At 71.9% G+C, this 15,525-nt stretch carries 15 protein-coding genes; 7 read left to right on the forward strand and 8 right to left on the reverse strand.

All coding sequences use genetic code 11. The features are described from left to right. Positions 1–2 precede the first annotated feature (2 nt). Positions 3–1,382, forward strand: coding sequence for a glucose-6-phosphate dehydrogenase (gene zwf / locus DFJ67_RS39050; RefSeq protein WP_116074282.1), 1,380 nt, complete (start codon positions 3–5; stop codon positions 1,380–1,382). Here the strand turns inward: zwf and DFJ67_RS39055 are convergent. Genes DFJ67_RS39055 through DFJ67_RS39065 form a run of 3 tightly spaced genes read right to left on the reverse strand, consistent with a single transcriptional unit; the run spans position 1,379 to position 5,741 of the window. Then, a complete protein-coding gene (locus DFJ67_RS39055) occupies positions 1,379–2,632 on the reverse strand; it encodes an SWIM zinc finger family protein (RefSeq protein WP_116074284.1) in 1,254 nt (417 codons plus the stop codon). The genes zwf and DFJ67_RS39055 overlap by 4 nt on opposite strands. Beyond that, a complete protein-coding gene (locus DFJ67_RS39060; protein WP_116074286.1) occupies positions 2,629–5,055 on the reverse strand; it encodes a DUF6493 family protein in 2,427 nt (808 codons plus the stop codon). The genes DFJ67_RS39055 and DFJ67_RS39060 overlap by 4 nt, the downstream gene beginning before the upstream one ends. Positions 5,056–5,099: 44 nt before the next feature. Beyond that, entirely contained in the window at positions 5,100–5,741 is a 642-nt protein-coding gene (locus tag DFJ67_RS39065) for a TioE family transcriptional regulator (RefSeq protein ID WP_239097248.1), read from the reverse strand. Between the two features lie 108 nt (positions 5,742–5,849). Here DFJ67_RS39065 and DFJ67_RS39070 point away from each other — a divergent pair, with 108 nt between their 5' ends. Together DFJ67_RS39070 and DFJ67_RS39075 are read left to right on the forward strand one after the other, a co-directional pair. Continuing rightward, positions 5,850–6,962, forward strand: a complete 1,113-nt coding sequence (locus DFJ67_RS39070; RefSeq protein WP_239097247.1) for an erythromycin esterase family protein — start codon at positions 5,850–5,852, stop codon at positions 6,960–6,962. 36 nt (positions 6,963–6,998) lie between these two features. Continuing rightward, on the forward strand, positions 6,999–8,012 hold the full coding sequence (locus DFJ67_RS39075) for an alcohol dehydrogenase catalytic domain-containing protein (protein WP_116077182.1): 1,014 nt from the start codon (positions 6,999–7,001) through the stop codon (positions 8,010–8,012). A gap of 3 nt (positions 8,013–8,015) precedes the next feature. Here the strand turns inward: DFJ67_RS39075 and DFJ67_RS39080 are convergent, their stop codons facing one another. Next, complete coding sequence (locus tag DFJ67_RS39080) at positions 8,016–8,453, reverse strand: carboxymuconolactone decarboxylase family protein (RefSeq protein WP_409362933.1); 438 nt, start codon at positions 8,451–8,453, stop codon at positions 8,016–8,018. A gap of 95 nt (positions 8,454–8,548) precedes the next feature. On the opposite strand from DFJ67_RS39080, the gene DFJ67_RS39085 reads away from it, so the two are divergent. Together DFJ67_RS39085 and DFJ67_RS39090 are read left to right on the forward strand one after the other, a co-directional pair. Further along, positions 8,549–9,430, forward strand: coding sequence for a sigma-70 family RNA polymerase sigma factor (locus tag DFJ67_RS39085; RefSeq protein ID WP_116074294.1), 882 nt, complete (start codon positions 8,549–8,551; stop codon positions 9,428–9,430). Next, the gene (locus DFJ67_RS39090; protein WP_116074296.1) at positions 9,412–10,224 is read left to right on the forward strand and encodes an SDR family oxidoreductase; all 813 of its coding nucleotides are present in this window, start codon (positions 9,412–9,414) and stop codon (positions 10,222–10,224) included. Before DFJ67_RS39085 ends, DFJ67_RS39090 begins: the two co-directional genes overlap by 19 nt. Here the strand turns inward: DFJ67_RS39090 and rox are convergent. After that, the gene (rox, locus tag DFJ67_RS39095) at positions 10,221–11,642 is read right to left on the reverse strand and encodes a rifampin monooxygenase (protein WP_116074298.1); all 1,422 of its coding nucleotides are present in this window, start codon (positions 11,640–11,642) and stop codon (positions 10,221–10,223) included. The genes DFJ67_RS39090 and rox overlap by 4 nt on opposite strands. Positions 11,643–11,839: 197 nt before the next feature. On the opposite strand from rox, the gene DFJ67_RS39100 reads away from it, so the two are divergent. Then, on the forward strand, positions 11,840–12,172 hold the full coding sequence (locus DFJ67_RS39100) for an Imm1 family immunity protein (RefSeq protein WP_170216169.1): 333 nt from the start codon (positions 11,840–11,842) through the stop codon (positions 12,170–12,172). Here the strand turns inward: DFJ67_RS39100 and DFJ67_RS39105 are convergent. Next, positions 12,169–13,413, reverse strand: coding sequence for an MFS transporter (locus DFJ67_RS39105; protein WP_116074302.1), 1,245 nt, complete (start codon positions 13,411–13,413; stop codon positions 12,169–12,171). The two genes, DFJ67_RS39100 and DFJ67_RS39105, sit on opposite strands and share 4 nt — an antisense overlap. A gap of 139 nt (positions 13,414–13,552) precedes the next feature. Here DFJ67_RS39105 and DFJ67_RS39110 point away from each other — a divergent pair, with 139 nt between their 5' ends. After that, positions 13,553–13,891 (forward strand): hypothetical protein, encoded by a 339-nt coding sequence (locus DFJ67_RS39110; RefSeq protein WP_116074304.1) that lies wholly within the window; start codon positions 13,553–13,555, stop codon positions 13,889–13,891. Between the two features lie 7 nt (positions 13,892–13,898). Here the strand turns inward: DFJ67_RS39110 and DFJ67_RS39115 are convergent, their stop codons facing one another. Next, a complete protein-coding gene (locus DFJ67_RS39115) occupies positions 13,899–14,603 on the reverse strand; it encodes a hypothetical protein (RefSeq protein ID WP_116074306.1) in 705 nt (234 codons plus the stop codon). Continuing rightward, entirely contained in the window at positions 14,600–15,472 is an 873-nt protein-coding gene (locus tag DFJ67_RS39120) for a hypothetical protein (protein WP_116074308.1), read from the reverse strand. The genes DFJ67_RS39115 and DFJ67_RS39120 overlap by 4 nt, the downstream gene beginning before the upstream one ends. Positions 15,473–15,525: the final 53 nt, after the last annotated feature.

Raw genomic sequence — 15,525 nt, forward strand, 5'->3', positions numbered from 1 at the left:
GGGTGAGCAACTCCGACGCACTGGTGTTCTTCGGCGCGACCGGCGACCTGGCCTACAAGCAGATCTTCCCAGCCCTCGCCGGCCTGATCGCCGACGGCCGCCTCAACATGCCGGTGATCGGGGTCGCCAAGGCCGGCTGGAACGACGAACAGTTGGGCCAGCGGGCCCGGGAAAGCCTGGCGGAGCAGGGCATCACCGACGAGGCGACGGTCGGCCCGCTGGTCGCCGCGCTGCGCTACGTCGACGGCGACTACCGCGACCCCGCCACCTTCCAGAAGCTCCGCGAACAGTTGGGATCCGCGAAGGCACCGCTGTTCTACCTCGCGATCCCGCCGGCGCTGTTCGGCACGGTCGCGAAGGCGCTCGGCGACGCCGGCTTCGCCAAGGGCGGCCGGGTCGTCGTGGAGAAGCCGTTCGGCCACGACCTGGCGTCGGCGCAGGAGCTCAACGCCCTGCTGCACCAGATCTTCCCCGAAGACGCGATCTACCGCGTCGACCACTTCCTCGGCAAAGAAGCCGTGCTGGGCCTGCTCTACTTCCGCTTCGCCAACGCCTTCCCCGAGACGTTCTGGAACCGCTTCTACATCGACTCCGTGCAGATCACCATGGCGGAGACGTTCGGGGTCGCCGGCCGAGGCGCGTTCTACGACAAGACCGGCGTGATCCGCGACGTGGTGCAGAACCACCTCCTCCAGGTGCTGAGCCTGCTCGCGATGGAACCGCCGGGCGGGTATGGCCATCAGGACATCCGGCCGGAGAAGGCCAAGGTGCTGCGGGCCATGCCGCCGCTGCGTCCCAACGACGTGGTCCGCGGGCAGTTCGCCGGCTACCTCGACGAAGACGGCGTCGCCGCTGACTCCACAGTGGAAACGTTTGTGGCGTTGCGCGCCCACATCGACAACTGGCGCTGGGCCGGGGTGCCGTTCTTCATCCGGGCCGGCAAGAAGCTGCCCGTGACGGCCACCGAGGCGGTGATCCGCCTGCGCCGGCCGCCGGCGGCGCTGGCCGGGACAGATCGTGGCCACCCGCCCAACTACGTGCGGTTCAGGCTGAGCCCAGACGGCGGGATCGCGTTCGGCGTGACCGTGAAGGCGCCGGGCGAATCGATGCACGCCAACGACGTCGAACTAGCGGCCGTGGAGCGTCCGTCCCACTTCGACCTGCCGCCCTACCAACGACTCCTGGGCGACGCGTTGGTGGGTGACGCCTCGCTGTTCGCGACGGAGCAGGGCGTGGAAGCCTCCTGGGCGGTCGTCGACCCGGTGCTCGAAGACACGACGGCGCCGCACCGCTACGCCCCCGGCACCTGGGGCCCGGAAGAGGCACAACGCCTGGCCGCCAGCCACGGCGGCTGGCACGACCCGGTGGCCTCGACTAGCTAACCGCGGGCGATCCGAACGGCGAGGATGTGCTTGCACGGCCCGCGGCTCGAGCCGTGGGTGGCGAACCACTGGCACGTGCAGCGGTCGCCGTCCGGTGCGGACCGCACGACGTAGGTGGTGTTGACCAGGGCGTCGGCACTGCGCAGGTCGACGTGGCCGCCTTCGACCAGGGCCCGGGCATCGCGCAGCCGCGGGTGCCGGGCCTGGAGGGTGGCCGGGCGGAACGGCAACTCCCGGTGGAAATACGTGCCGGTGGCGAGGTCGAAGCCGACCCGGCCGGCGGCCGCCAGATAGGTCAGCGCGGGCCCGCTCGCCCCCGCCAGTGTGGTCGCGGCTTCCTCGGCGGCGGTGGCGTCGGCGAGGTCGGTCAGCAGCCCGCCCTCGCCGGAGAAGCCGCGGCTCGCGCTCGGGCTCAGGGTGACCGTGATCCGGGCTCCCGGCAGGTCGACCTGCCAGGCGCTGGCCGCCTCCCCGGCACCCGGTGGCGCGTAGACGCGCACGGCCGACGCGTGGCGCAGCAGCGGCTCGACCACCCGCAACCGCTCGACGGCCGAGACCGGCACGGCGTCGGTCGACGGCCGCGACGCGAGCCGCAGCCCACCCGCCGACGGCACGGCGAAGAGCACACCGCGTTGTGGGGTACGCGGCAGCGCCTGGAGGAACCGGCGCAGCGCGACGCCGGAGGTGGCCAGCCGCGGGCGCATCCCGGCCGCCACCGCCTGCACCTCCCCGAAGCCGTTGACCCAGCGGGCCGGCAGCGGAACGCGCCGCTCCACCACCGACGCGTCGAGCGTGGTGACCCGCACCTCGTCGGCGCCAACGGCGACGCGGACCGGGTCGATCCCGCCGACGCCGGCCAGGGCGTCGCGCATCGGCGGGTTGAAGTCGACATTGGTCGTGCCGGACGCCAGCGGCGGCCGGTCGAGCCCGTCGGGCAGCAGGTCGAGCCGGCAGTAGACACCGCAGCACGCCGAGAAGCTCTCGAACCGCAACCGCTCACCGTCGCTGGTCACCACCGGGTCGGCCGAGCGCAGGACGGCGGCGAGCATGCCCGGCGGCGTGTAGAAGCGGGTGCGGGCGACCCGGGCGACGACGAGCAGGGCCACCGCGACGATCTCAGCCCGCTCGACGAACCCGTCGAAGAAGTAGGGATGCGGCGCCGCGCCGCCGGAGGTGGCGAGCAGCACCGACGAGCGGCTCACCGTGGACTCGTGGCGATAGGCGTACGCGTACGCGATGTCGTCGCTCATGTCGCTGTCGCCTCGGCCAGGATGAGCCGGGCGGTGCGGGCCGCCTTGGAACTGCCGGCAAGAGCCTGTAGCCACGTCGTGGCGGGACCGCTCACGGTTCGCCGGCCCAGCCGCACGGCCTCCTCGTAGCGGGTCTCCAGCAGCGCGTGCAGGCCGGGCTGGTCAGCGCCGAGCCGCGGGAGCAGGTCGTCGAGCACGTCGATGACAGCCGACCCCGCGTCGGGGCCGATCCGCGCCGCGTCGCGCAGGGTGGTGGCCCAGCGGGTGGCGGTGCAGTGCCTGGCCAGCCCGGCCATCGCGGTCGCCAACTCGGCGGCCGTGATGCGGGCGGCCGGCACGAGCCGCGCGCACGCCTCGGCGGCCAGCACCCGGTGCCGCACCTCCGACGCCGACAGGCTGGCCGCCAGGGTCGCCGCCGCCATCGGGCCGAGGCGGCCGGGGTGCGTCACCAGGGCGTCGAGGGTCTCGGTGGTCCCGTAGGTGACCATCGGATAGGACGTCGAGGCCCGCAGAACCTCGTCGAGGCGCACCGCGAAGAACGGCTCGGCGTCGTGCGGCCAGATGTGCGCGTGCCACGGGATCCAGTCGGGATCCAGGTCCTGCCACACGCTGGACGTGCCGGGCCCGCTCACCCAGACGGCGACGACGGTCGGTTGGTCGGCTTGTTCGACAGCGCCCGGTGGGGTCACCTCCAGCGAGGGGCGGTAGTAGGTGCGGGCCCGGCCCTCGTATTGGTAATGCTCCGGTTCGAACAGCAACCCGTAGGTCGCGGGCCGGCCCTGGCCCGCCTGGTCGAGTCCAGCGGCGAGCAGGTGTGGGTCGTCGGCCAGCGGCGCACGCGCGCGGGCCGCCGCGACCCACAGCGCCGGGGTCGTCAGCTCGGCCGGCTCGCCACCGAGGGCGTAGCGGGCCACGGCACCCGGCTCGCCCGGCAGCGTGCGGGCCGACCGGAGCGCGTCCGCTCGGCCCTCGGGCGCCAGGCGCAGCAACGCGGCGGCCAGGTCGAAGGGCGGCGGGTCGGGGTTGGCGGCGAGCCGGTCGACGAAGACGCGCGGATCCAGCCAGCCGGCCGGGTCGGTCGGCGTGGCCAGCAGCGGGGCCGGTGCCCGCCGGCCCTTCAGCACGTGGCCGACCTCGGCGAGCCGGCGGCGGAGGAAGGTGTCCGGACCGGTGACCGGTTTCGCGGCTATCAGCCCGGCGAGGTGTTGCCGCAGGCTCCCCTGCCACCGCGGGTCGGAGAGGATCTTCGCGGCCTGCTTGTGCAAGGCGTCGAGCCCCGCGGTGTCGTTGACGGCCAACGCGGCCAGGAACATCTCGACGTCCATCGCGTCGAGGTGGCCCGCGAGCAGCCGCGCGCCGCGCTCGGCCACTGTCGCGGCCGCTGCCGGGCCGGCCGGGGACACGGCCGCGGCGGTTTCGACCGGCGGGCTGGGCGCGGCCGGCACGTCGAGCCACTCCGCGGCGGCGCGGCGCACGCTGGGCTCCAACTCGTCGAGCCGGGCCTCGACGATCTTGTTCGCGGCCAGCGATCGCAGCACCGCCAACGCCCGGGACTGCACGTCGCGGTGGGCGTGCCCGAGTCCCGCGCCGATCGCCTCCGCGACGGCGGGCGCGAGGTCGGGCCGTCGTCCGGCCACCGCGGCCGCCAGGTTGATGGCGCCGAGGGCCGTGGACTTGGCCGGGACCACCATGGCGGCGGCGCACTCGGCCACGTAGTCCTCGTCGTCGAGGGCACCGGCCTTGGCGACGACCGTCAGGTGGCGAACCGCGAACGACACCGTCGCCGGCACCGTCGAGTGGAGCAGCCGCAGCAGCAGCGGTTGGTCCGCGACGCACTCGGCCGCCGTCGGCTCGAGGCCCCGGTAGGTGCCGGAGAACCAGCCTGCCCGGTAGGCGCTGAAGTCGCGGCCGAGCGCCTGGAGGCAGCTCCGCAGCACTCGGTCGCGCGGGAGCGTGCCGTCGGCGACGAGCGTGAGGAAGGTCTGTGTCCAGGACGCGTCGGGCGCACTAAATTTGTCCACATTGGCCAGACTGACCTCGCCGCCGCCTTCGACCTCGAACACCCGCCACACCAGGTCGCGCAGCTCGGGGTCGCGGCGCAGCGCGTCCGCCCGGACACTGCCTTCCCACGGATCGCCGAGGCACGACACCATGGCGAGCACGTAGGTGTCGTCGTGCTCCAGCGTGACCAGGCCGAAGCGCTCGAGCATCCGCACGGCGCCGAAGAAGTCGCTCTGCGGCCAGCCTTCCGCGACGGATTCCAGCGCCTCGACGACGGCCGGTCGCAACCAGCGTGGAGGTTCCACCGTCGGCGGCTCGCTGACCTCGCCGAGCTCGAAGAACCTGCGCAGCACCCACACCGGCGGCCGGGCCTTCGCCGGGAGGTCCCGCAGTTCGTTCAGGAGCTGATCCAGTGGCAGCACACCGGGAGTGTGCCAGCGCCGCAGAGCCGCCGACACCCCCGACGTCAGCCCAGATAGGCGTCCAGGGCGGCGGCGCCGGCGAGCATGGCGCGGCCCCGGGCCGAGAGGCGGGCGTGCCAGTCGCGCAGCGCCGACTCGAGCGGTGCGACGCCGCCGGCCGAGCGGACCTGGGCGATCAGCGGGGCGATCTGGTCGAGCCGGTAGCCACCCCGCCTGAGTTGGTGGACCAGCAGCGCGTCGCGTACGTCGGCCGCGCTGAAGACCCGGTAGCCCGTGTGCGCGTCGCGGCGCGGCTGGACCAGGCCGGCGCGTTCCCACTTGCGCAGGGTCGCCGGCCGGATGGTGAGCCGCCGGGCCAGCGGGCCGACGAACGTGTCGCCGGCCGGCTCCGGGGTGACAGGCGCGAGGTCGCGCAGGGCGGCCTCGACGGCGTGCAGGGTGCGGCGATCGTCGACCAACTGGGCATGGCTGCGGTCGATGAGCGTCAGCGCCTCTTCGATCGCGTACCCGTTGATGGCCGCCATGATCGCCGTTGCCGTTTGATGGCCGTGGCCGGGCACGAGCGCGAGGAACGCGGTCAGGGCCAAGGCGTGCCGTTGGGTGTAGGTGCGGTAGCCGCTCGGGGTGCGGTCGGCCGGCGGCAGGATCCCGGCCGCCTCGTAGTTGCGGACCGCCTGGGTCGACACGCCGTGCGCGCGAGCCAGGTCTACGGGCCTTTGAAGGTTTGGCGTCACCCCTGCGCTCACCATCGCCGAGAAGTCTCAACCGTCAGTTCAACGATACCGTTGATGGGTATGACTGTTGGAATCACCGGAGTGCTGAACCTGTTCCCGGCCCGGCCACGGCTGCTCGCCCTGGGTGAGCCCACCCACGGCTCGGACGTGCTGCTCGAACTGCGTAACGACCTGTTCCGGCACCTGGTCGAGCAGGAGGGCTACCGGACGATCGCGATCGAGAGCGACTGCCTGATGGGCCGGATCGTGGACGACTACGTGACCTCGGGCGCGGGCGTCCTCGACGACGTCCTGGCGCGCGGCTTCAGCCACGAGTGGGGCGCCTTCCCCGGCAACCGTTCCCTGGTGCGGTGGATGCGCGCACACAACGATGCCCGGCCGGCGGAAGAGCAGGTGCGCTTCGCCGGGTTCGACGGCCCGCTCGAGATCCACGCCGCGGCCAGCCCGCGGCAGTCCCTGATGGCGCTGCACGGTTACCTCGCCGATCCGCCGCACACCGCGGATGCCCTCGACGACCTGCTCGGCGCCGACGACCGCTGGACCAACCCCGCCGCGATGATGGACCCGTCGCAGTCCGTGGGGCGCACGGCCGAGGCCAACCAGTTGCGACTGCTCGCCGACGACCTGGTCACTCTCCTCGACGCCGAGACGCCCGACTCGGCCGGGATGGCGGAGGCACGGCTCCACGCGCGTACGGCCACCGGCCTGCTGCGTTACCACCGCTGGATGGCCGACCCGTCGCCGAACCGCATGGCACGGCTGCTGAGCGTGCGCGACTCGATGATGGCGGCCAACCTGCTAGCCCTCGCTGACCGCGGCCCGGTGCTGGCGAACGGCCACAACGCGCACTTCCAGCGCAACCGGAGCAGCATGCGGATGGGCGACCTACGGCCGCGCTGGTGGAGCGCCGGCGCGATCGTCAACGCCCACCTCGGCGACGGCTATCGCTTCCTGGCCACGGCCCTCGGCACGTTCCGCGACCAGGGCGTGGACACCCCACCCCCGGACACGATCGAAGGCCGGCTGTACGCGCTTCCCGACGACCGCTTCATCGTCGACGCCGGCGGCTTCGACACTCTGCTTCCGCGCGTCTCCCCCTGGTTCGGCTACGCCCCGCTGGACCCGGCCCAGGTAACCAACACCGACGGGATCGTATTCGTGAAGGACGCGTAGTCACCGCCGGCCGGGGTACAACCGGTGATGGCGCTCATGCAGACGGCCATCGCCACGGGGGTCAACGAGCCGCTCGCGTTCGCCGAGCGGGAAGTGCCAGAGCCCGGGTTGGGCGAGGTGCTCGTCAAAATCACGGCCTGCGGCGTCTGCTACACCGACCTCGACGTGCTCCGCGGTCACTGGCCCCACGCCCGTTTCCCGAACATCCCCGGCCACGAGATCACCGGCGTCGTGGCGGCCACGGGTCCTGGCGTCGCGTGGCCGCCCGTCGGCACTCCGGTCGGCGCGCAGATCCTCGGCGACTCGTGCGGTCACTGCGACTACTGCGTACGCGGTGAACAGATCCTCTGCCTGCGAAAGCGTTTCACCGGCATCGACTTCGACGGCGGCTACGCCGAGTACGCCGTGCTCAAGGCCGGCTTCGTCTCGCCGCTGCCGGACGCGCTCGACCCGGTCGGCGCGGCTCCGCTGATGTGCGCGGGGCTGACCGCGTTCAACGGGCTGCGGCAGGCCGGGATCAGGCCCACCTCGCGCGTCGCGGTCATCGGCGGCAGCGGCACGCTCGGCACGCTGGCCATCCGCTACGCCGTGGCGATGGGCGCGCGGGTCGCCGCGGTCGGCCGGTCGAACAGGGGCGAGGCGGCGGCCCGGGAGGTCGGCGCCGAGCGGTTCATCGCCACCCAGAACGCCGACCCGGCCGACGCGCTCAAGGCCTGGGAGGGCGGTGCGGACATCATCCTCAACGCCGCACCGTCCACCGCGGCCGCTTCAGCGGCGTTCGGCGGCCTGGCGCCTGACGGCACCCTGGTGCTGTGCGGCTACAGCCCGGAGCCGTTGAGCCTGGCCACCGATCCGCTGGTCCTCAACCGCCTGCACGCCCTTGGCAACCCGTCCGGCTCGCCGCACAACGCCCGCGAAACGCTGGCGTTCTCGGCCGCGCACGGCATCCTGCCCGACTTCACGCCGATCGGCCTGCGCGACGCCAACGCCGCGCTCGACGCCATGGCACATGGCCAGTCCAGCAAGCGGTCGATCATCACCTTCGCCTGAGGCTCACCAGGTCTTGCCGGCCTGCTCCCGGATCGTACGGTTGATCCGGTTGAAGAAGTTCGTCGTGGCGATCTCCAGGATGATCGCCGACAACTGCTCCTCGGTGAACTGGTCGGCGGCCGCGTCCCAGATCTCGTCGGTCACGCCCGCCGCGCCGTCCTGGAGTCGGGTCGCCGCCTCGGTCAGGGCGAGCGCCGCCCGCTCCTCGTCGGTGAAGAACGGTGTCTCGCGCCACGCGGCCACGTGGTGCAGCCGGTCCTCGGTCTCGCCGGCCTTCCTGGCACTGGCGATGCTGGCGAACACGCACGGCGCGCAGCCGTTGATCTGGCTGGCCCGCAGGTGCACCAGCGACAGCAGTCGCTCGTCGACTCCCCCGGCGGCGATCGCCTTGTGCAGATGCTTGATCGCGGTGAACACGTCGGGGTTCGCCGCGCTCTTCATCCGTGCTTCCATCGGAACTGCTCCTTCATCGGTTACCCGAGCCCCGTTCGGCTCGTCATCACCCATGACGGAGCGGCTCCAGGGAAGGTAACCAGATGTCGACAGACCCGGTGGTCGAGGCGTTCGAGGCCCAGCGGGACCGGCTGCGCGCGGTCGCCTACCGCATGCTGGGGTCGCACGCCGACGCCGAAGACGTCGTTCAGGAGGCCTGGCTGCGGCTCTCCCGCCAGGACCCGGAGACCATCGCCAACCTCGGCGGCTGGCTGACGACCGTGGTCGGGCGGATCAGCCTCGACGTGCTGCGCTCGCGAAAGGCCCACCCGGAGACAAACCTGCCGGAGTACGTGGTGACGCTCGACGACGGCCAGGCCCCCGACGACGACGCGGCGCTCGCCGACTCGGTCGGGCTCGCGCTGCTGGTCGTGCTCGAGTCGCTCGGGCCCAGCGAGCGGCTGGCGTTCGTGCTGCACGACCTGTTCGGCGTGCGGTTCGACGAGATCGGCCAGATCCTCGGCAAGTCGACCGCGGCCACCAAGATGCTCGCCAGCCGCGCGCGCCGGAAGGTACGCGCGACCGACCCACCCGCCGGCGCCGGGCCGGAGCAGCGGGCGGTGGTCCAGGCCTTCCTCGCGGCGGCCCGGGGCGGCGACTTCGAGGGGTTGCTGCGGGTGCTCGACCCCGAGGTGAAACTGACCGTGGACACCCCCGGCGGGGCGGTCGTCGTCCTCGGCGCCACCAAGGTGGCCGCGGGCGCGCGGTTGGCGGCCGCCGCGGCGACCCGGGGCCGGGAGGCGCTCGTCAACGGCCGGCCGGCGATCGTCTCCTGGGGGCCGGACGGCTCGCCGGTCGCGCTGCTGATGTTCACCGTCGTCGAAGGCCGGATCACCGAGATCGAGGGTGTGGCCGACCCGGCCACGCTCGCGCGGATGGACTGGGCCGGCAGGGGTAGAGACAGCACATGGCGAAGACCTGGCTGATCACCGGTGCGTCCCGCGGAATGGGGCGGGAGTTGGTCGAGCAGGCCCTGGAACGCGGTGACCGGGTCGCGGCGACACTGCGGCAACCCGGTCAACTCGACGATCTCGCGGCGCGGCACGGAGAGCGGCTCTGGCGCCGGGCGCTCGACGTCACGGACACGGCGGAGCTGCGTACCGTGCTGAATGCGGCCTTCGCGGAACACGAGCGGATCGACGTGGTCGTCTCCAACGCCGGATATGGCGTGTTCGGCGTCGCCGAGGATCTGACCGACGAGCAGATCGACCAGATGATCGCGACCAACCTGACCGCGTCGATCCAGCTGGCCCGGGCGGTGGTGCCGGGCCTGCGGGCGCAGGGCGGCGGGCGGCTGATGCAGATGTCGAGCATGGGTGGGCAGATCGCGTTCCCGGCGTTCTCGATCTACCACGTGGCGAAGTGGGGCATCGAGGGCTTCTACGAGGCGCTGGCCACCGAGGTGGCGGCGTTCGGCATCGCGACCACCTTGATCGAGCCCGGGATGGTGCGCACCGGCTTCTTCGACGCCGCCACCCGGGTGCCGGTCAGTGGGCCCTACCGGGGCGGCCCGGCCGACCGGCCACCGGTGCCGGTGGAGCAGCTGACCGACAGCATGGAGAAGACGGTGGCGGCGATCATCGCCGCGGCCGACTCCCCCGAGCCGCCCCGCCGGCTGGTGCTCGGGTCGGACGCGTGGACGTTGATGACCGGCGCGCTGCGCCAACGCCTCGCCGACGTCGAGGCCCAGCGGGAGACGGCCGCGACCGCCGACCTCTAGGCAGCGGCGCCGAACCACCGTGGCAGGTGGTCGGTCAGGTCCCGCTGGTCGTCGCCGATCCAGGCCACGTGGCCGTCGGGACGCAGCAGCACCGCGGGCACGTCGAGTTCCTCGCTGACGTCGACGACGTGGTCGACCCGGTCGGCCCAACCCGCCACGCTCAGCCGGCCGGTCTGGTCGAGAAGCAACCCGCGGCCGCCGCGCATCAGCTCGTAGAGTCGGCCCCGCTTCAGCGTGAGGTCGCGCATCCGCCGGCCGAGCAGGTCGGGCCCGTCGCCGAAGTCGTAGCGGATCCCGATCGCGGTGATCTTCTCGATGAGGTAGCGGTTGACGTCCTCGAAGTCCATCAGCTCCGACAGCAGCCGGCGCACCGCCTGCGCACCGGGCTCGACGGACATCAGCTCGATCTGCGCGCGGGTGTTGTCGAGCACGGCGGCGGCGACCGGATGCCGCTCGGTGTGGTAACTGTCCAGCAGCCCTTCCGGCGCCCACCCCGCGGTCGCGGCGGCCAGCTTCCAGCCGAGGTTGACCGAGTCCTGCACGCCGAGGTTGAGCCCCTGCCCGCCGGTCGGCGGGTGGATGTGCGCGGCGTCGCCGGCGAGGAACACCCGCCCGGTCCGGTAGCGCTCGGCCAGCCGGGTGGCGTCGCCGAACCGCGACAGCCAGCGCGGCGAGTGCACTCCGAAGTCGGTGCCGGACAACGCGACGAGCTGCCGCTTGAAATCATCGAGCGTCGGGGTCGCACGGTCGTCGGACACGCCGTCGGCGGGCACGATGACCCGGTAAAGGTCGTCGCCGAGGGGCATCGCGCCGAACCGCAGGTGGGTCTTGCGAACCTCGGTCACCACCGCGGTCATCGTCTCCAGTGGAACGCCGAGCTCCATCTCGCCGATCAGCGTCTCGACCCGGCTCGGCTCGCCGGGGAAGCCGACGCCGAGCAGCTTGCGCACGGTGCTGCGGCCACCGTCGCAGCCGACGAGGTAGCGCCCGCGCACCGATTGGCCGTCGGCCAGTTCGGCGGTCACGCCGTCGTCGTCCTGGCCGAGGCCGACCAGTTCGGCGCCGCGGCGAATCTCGACACCGACCTCGACGGCGTGCTCGGCCAGCAGGCGGTCGGTGATCGTCTGCGGAATGCCGAGCGTGTAGGCGTGCGCGGTGTCCAGGCGGTCGGGCCACGGCTTGGTGAGGCCGGCGAAGAAGCCACCGACCCGGAACTGCGTGCCGTGCGCGAGGAAGCGCTCCAGCAGGCCGCGCTGGTCCATGATCTCGACGCTGCGCATGTGCAGGCCCAGCGAGCGGACCACCGGGGTCGGCTCGGCGTCCTTCTCCAGCACGACCACCCGCAGCCCGTGCAGCCGCACCTCGCCGGCCAGCATCAAGCCGGTCGGTCCGCCACCAGCAATGATCACGTCAAACATCGAAAACCCCCGAAAGCGCGCGAATCCCTGATTTCCCCAGGTTCTGGCATCCGCCGGAGATTCTGCGCCATGCCCCCGCCCTTGCCGCAAGCCCCCCAATGCGCTATATGTTGGTAGTGGCAGGGAATGCAGACGCTCCCTGCCTTTGCCATGCGCAGTGGTTCGCCGGGTCCACCGACCGGCTGGAGACCGCAGCCGTGGCCTCGGTCGACGACCTCGATCAGCTGCTCGACGCGCTGACCGCGCAGGCCCAGGACCCCTTCGACGTAAGCGTCGACCCGGGCGACGGCACCTCGATGAGCATCGTCATCGGCGGACCCGCGGCCGTCGTGCAGTGGACGCGCGACGAGCCTTGGGATTGCCAGGTCAGCAGTGCAGATGACGACGGCGTCGTCCAGTTCGCCGGTGGCGGTCAGGTCAGCGAAGTCCCCCGGCGACTGTGGATCGACGTGGCCCTGGCTCGACACGCGATCCGGCACTACGTGGCCACCGGGGAGCTGACACCACGCGTGCGGTGGGAGTCCTTCTAGCGCGCGTGGGTCGTGGCAAGGGTCTCAGCGACCGGGGCCGCCGGCTCGCGGCGCGGCAACAGCAGCGGGCTCGCGAGGATCAGCACCCCCGCGACCGCGATCGCCGTGCGTGGGCTCGTGGCGCTGGCCAGCACGCCGGCCAGCAGAGCGAGCAGCGCGATGCTGGCGCTGCTGCTGATCGACCAGGCCGTCAGCGTGCGGGCGACGCGGTCCGTCGGCGTGTGTTCGAGCCGATAGGTCGCCAGCACCGGGCTGAACAGGCTCATGCTGATGATGATCGCCAACTCGACCACCATCACCGTGACGAGGCCGGTCGTGCCGGGGCCGACGAAGGCCAGCCCGATCAGCCAGACCGCGCGCAACGTGCCGACCACCCGCAGGATCCGGTGTTGGCCATACCGCGCCACCACCCGCCGGGCGAGGCGCGAGCCGATCAGCCCGCCGACGCAGGGCGCCGCGAAGGCGAGGCCGTACTGCCAGGGTGCGAAACCGAGTTCGCCCACCAGGAGCACGGCCAGCAGCGGCTCGGTGGCCATGATCAGTCCACTGACGAGCAGCTGGTTGAGGAAGAGTGCGCGCAGCCCGGGCTGGGCCAGGATGTGCCGCCAGCCGTCGAGCAGGTCGCCGGCCCGGAGCCGGCCCGATCCGGTGCGCCGCGACGGTTCCTCGCGACCGCCGATCGCGGTGATGCCCAGCGCCGACAGCAGGTAGCTGACCGCGTCACCGACCACAGTGGTCACCGGGCCGAACAGGCCGATCGCCGCACCGCCCAACGGTGGCCCGACCGCGATCGAACTCCACGTCGTCGACTCGAACCGCGCATTGGCCACCAGCAGGTCGGCGGGTGGGACCAGCGACTTGAGGTAGGCGCCGCTCGCCGCGTTGAACGCGATCTTGCCCGCCGCGACCACGGCCGAGACGACCAGCAACTGGGCGAAGCTGAGCCGGCCGAGAGCGTAAGACAGCGGGATGCTCATCATCACCGCGAACCGGACCAGATCCGTCGCGATCATCACCGGGCGCTTCCGGCGGAACTCGACCCACGGGCCCAGCGGCAGCGCGATCAGCGCACCCACCGCCGGCCCGACCGCCGCCAGCGCGGACACCTGCGCAGGGCTGGCGTGCAGCACCAGCACCGCGATCAGCGGGAAAGCGCCGAAACCCAACCCCGAGCCATAGGCACTCACGGCGTACGCCGCCCAGAGCCAGCCGAACCCCCGCCCCAACGACCGTCGAGCCACGGCGCCTCCCCCGTTCGAACAACCGAGAGTTGATCAAAGCAACGCGGCGGCAGCGGGAGCAAACAACTCCATGACGGGCGAGCCACAACCCGCGGTTGATCGACGCGCGCCAACGGGCGGCGGGGGCTACCGTGGCGCTATGTCGCGTGAGGCGTGGATTGCCGTGATCGTGGTCGGCGGCCTCATCCTGATCGCGGCGCTGATCGGCACCATCGTGCTCGCGATCCGCCTGGTGAAGGTGCGCAACCAACTCGGCGCACTGGGCTTCGGCGGCAAGGTCGCCTTCTACGGCGCGCTGATCTTCACGATCTTCCCCGTCGACCTGCTGCCCGACCCGATCTACCTCGACGACATGGGCGTGCTCGGTCTGGCCCTGCTCTACCTCAACGGGCTGCTGAAGCGGCGCCAGGAACAGCTACCCATGCCGCCGCTGCCGCGCACGCCGACGCGGGCGCCGGTCCGGCGCCCGCGTCGATGAAACGGGATCAGGCCAGCATCGCCTTGATCGTGTCGTCGACCTTGTTGTCCTCGAGCCGGCGCGGCACCAGGTGGCTGCGGTCGGCTTCGTCGCGGCCGAACGCGTAGAGGTCGCCGCCGCGCCGGGCCAGCACCAGGTCTTCGCTCTCCCCCGCCGTCTCGGCCGAACCCTCCGAGGTGTAGTCGGTGACCGTCACCAGCGCCGACCGCGAGCTCGCCGCCAGCACCTCGGCCGCGTCGCCGCCCTTCTCGTAGTCGCCGCGCGGCAACCACTCGACGAGCTGGTCGAGGGCGTCATCGGCCGGGAACAGACCGAGATCGTGTACGCCGAGCGCGTCGATCCGGATCAGCAGCGTGATCAGCTCGGGCTGCGGCAGGATCAGCATCCGCCACGGCTCGCCCGGCTCGGTGCCGGTGACCCGCGCGTCGAGGACCTGCCGGGCCCGCTGCTGGAACGCGACCGCGATGCCCAGGTCGCCGCGGACCTGGAGTTGCTCGTCGCCGTCGCTGGCCACCAGCAGCTCGCGGGCCGCCAGTGAGCGGACCGCCTCGGCCAGCACGTCGTCGGACGGGCGGGCCTCCAGGAAGTCGACCACCGCGTCGACGGCGGTCAGCTCGGCCGACGTGTAGGCGCCCAGCAGGACCGGGCCGGTGTCGACCAGGTCGACGACGGAGGAGACCAGATTTCCGGGAACCTCTGCGGCTTTGCTCACGACAACCCCATCTCCGCGAGCACCGACTGTGACTCGTGCCCGCCATCTCGGCCGCGGATCGCGGCTGCCGTACCGGATCTGGTTTCGGAGATCCAGACGTTGGAGTTTCCGAACAGCCCACGGCCGGCGCCGTTGGCCATCGACCGGCCGAGCTCGTCGGTCGGGTCCTCGCGTTCGGGCGGCGGGAACAGCCGGGCCAGGTCCTCCGAGACCGCCGTCGTGTCGTCGCCCTCCTCGAGCTTCTTGAGAGCGTTGCCGAGCGAGTCGGCGATCGCCGGGGGCAGGCTCTGCGGCATCGCGATGTCGGGCGAGAGATACATCGGCCGGCGTTCGGTCTTGCGGGACAGGCCCCACGGGCCGACGTTGGACCTGGTGATCTTGTAAGTGAAATAGTCGACCAGGTGCCGCAGGTCGTCGAGGCTCGGCAGCTTCTTCTTGCCGAACGCGGCCGGCGTCTTCTCCAACTGCACCCAGGTGCCCGCGGCGGTCCGGCCGTGCAGCTTCTCGCGCACCACCGAGCCGCGCATGCCGATGTCGGGCCAGCGCTTCTTGTCGATCTGCTTGTGGTGGCTGGAGATCCGCTCGCGGGCGCCCTTGGCGTGCCGCCAGTCTTCGTAGAGCTGCGGGTTGTCGACCAGCACGTGGCCGCCGCACAGCACGTCGTGTAGCTGTGGCACCTGCATGCCGTGCTTCTCGAGGTCGACCAGGACCGCGGCTTCCTCCGGACTGAGCCGGCGCGCCGCCGCGCTCAGGCCACGGCGATACTCGTTCGTTCGGGACGTGAGCTCGATCAACAGGCGTACGCGGGTCCGGACCTGTTCGGTCTCCTGACCCGACAACGCCGGGCCGTGACTCTCCACATCGGACATGGCGCGTCCTCCCCCCGGGGCGCCTAGCTTCATCGACCGTAACCCGGGGGCCA

The sequence above is a fragment of the Asanoa ferruginea genome, from assembly GCF_003387075.1.
Taxonomy (GTDB): Bacteria; Actinomycetota; Actinomycetes; order Mycobacteriales; family Micromonosporaceae; genus Asanoa; species Asanoa ferruginea.

Bases quoted from the DNA above. Each gene is read 5' to 3' on its own strand.
- DFJ67_RS39055 (WP_116074284.1), bottom strand. From the start codon at position 2,632: ATGAGCGACGACATCGCGTACGCGTACGCCTATCGCCACGAGTCCACG.
- DFJ67_RS39070 (WP_239097247.1), top strand. From the start codon at position 5,850: ATGACTGTTGGAATCACCGGAGTGCTGAACCTGTTCCCGGCCCGGCCA.
- DFJ67_RS39075 (WP_116077182.1), top strand. From the start codon at position 6,999: ATGCAGACGGCCATCGCCACGGGGGTCAACGAGCCGCTCGCGTTCGCC.
- DFJ67_RS39080 (WP_409362933.1), bottom strand. From the start codon at position 8,453: ATGAAGAGCGCGGCGAACCCCGACGTGTTCACCGCGATCAAGCATCTG.
- DFJ67_RS39085 (WP_116074294.1), top strand. From the start codon at position 8,549: ATGTCGACAGACCCGGTGGTCGAGGCGTTCGAGGCCCAGCGGGACCGG.
- DFJ67_RS39090 (WP_116074296.1), top strand. From the start codon at position 9,412: ATGGCGAAGACCTGGCTGATCACCGGTGCGTCCCGCGGAATGGGGCGG.
- rox (WP_116074298.1), bottom strand. From the start codon at position 11,642: ATGTTTGACGTGATCATTGCTGGTGGCGGACCGACCGGCTTGATGCTG.
- DFJ67_RS39110 (WP_116074304.1), top strand. From the start codon at position 13,553: ATGTCGCGTGAGGCGTGGATTGCCGTGATCGTGGTCGGCGGCCTCATC.
- DFJ67_RS39120 (WP_116074308.1), bottom strand. From the start codon at position 15,472: ATGTCCGATGTGGAGAGTCACGGCCCGGCGTTGTCGGGTCAGGAGACC.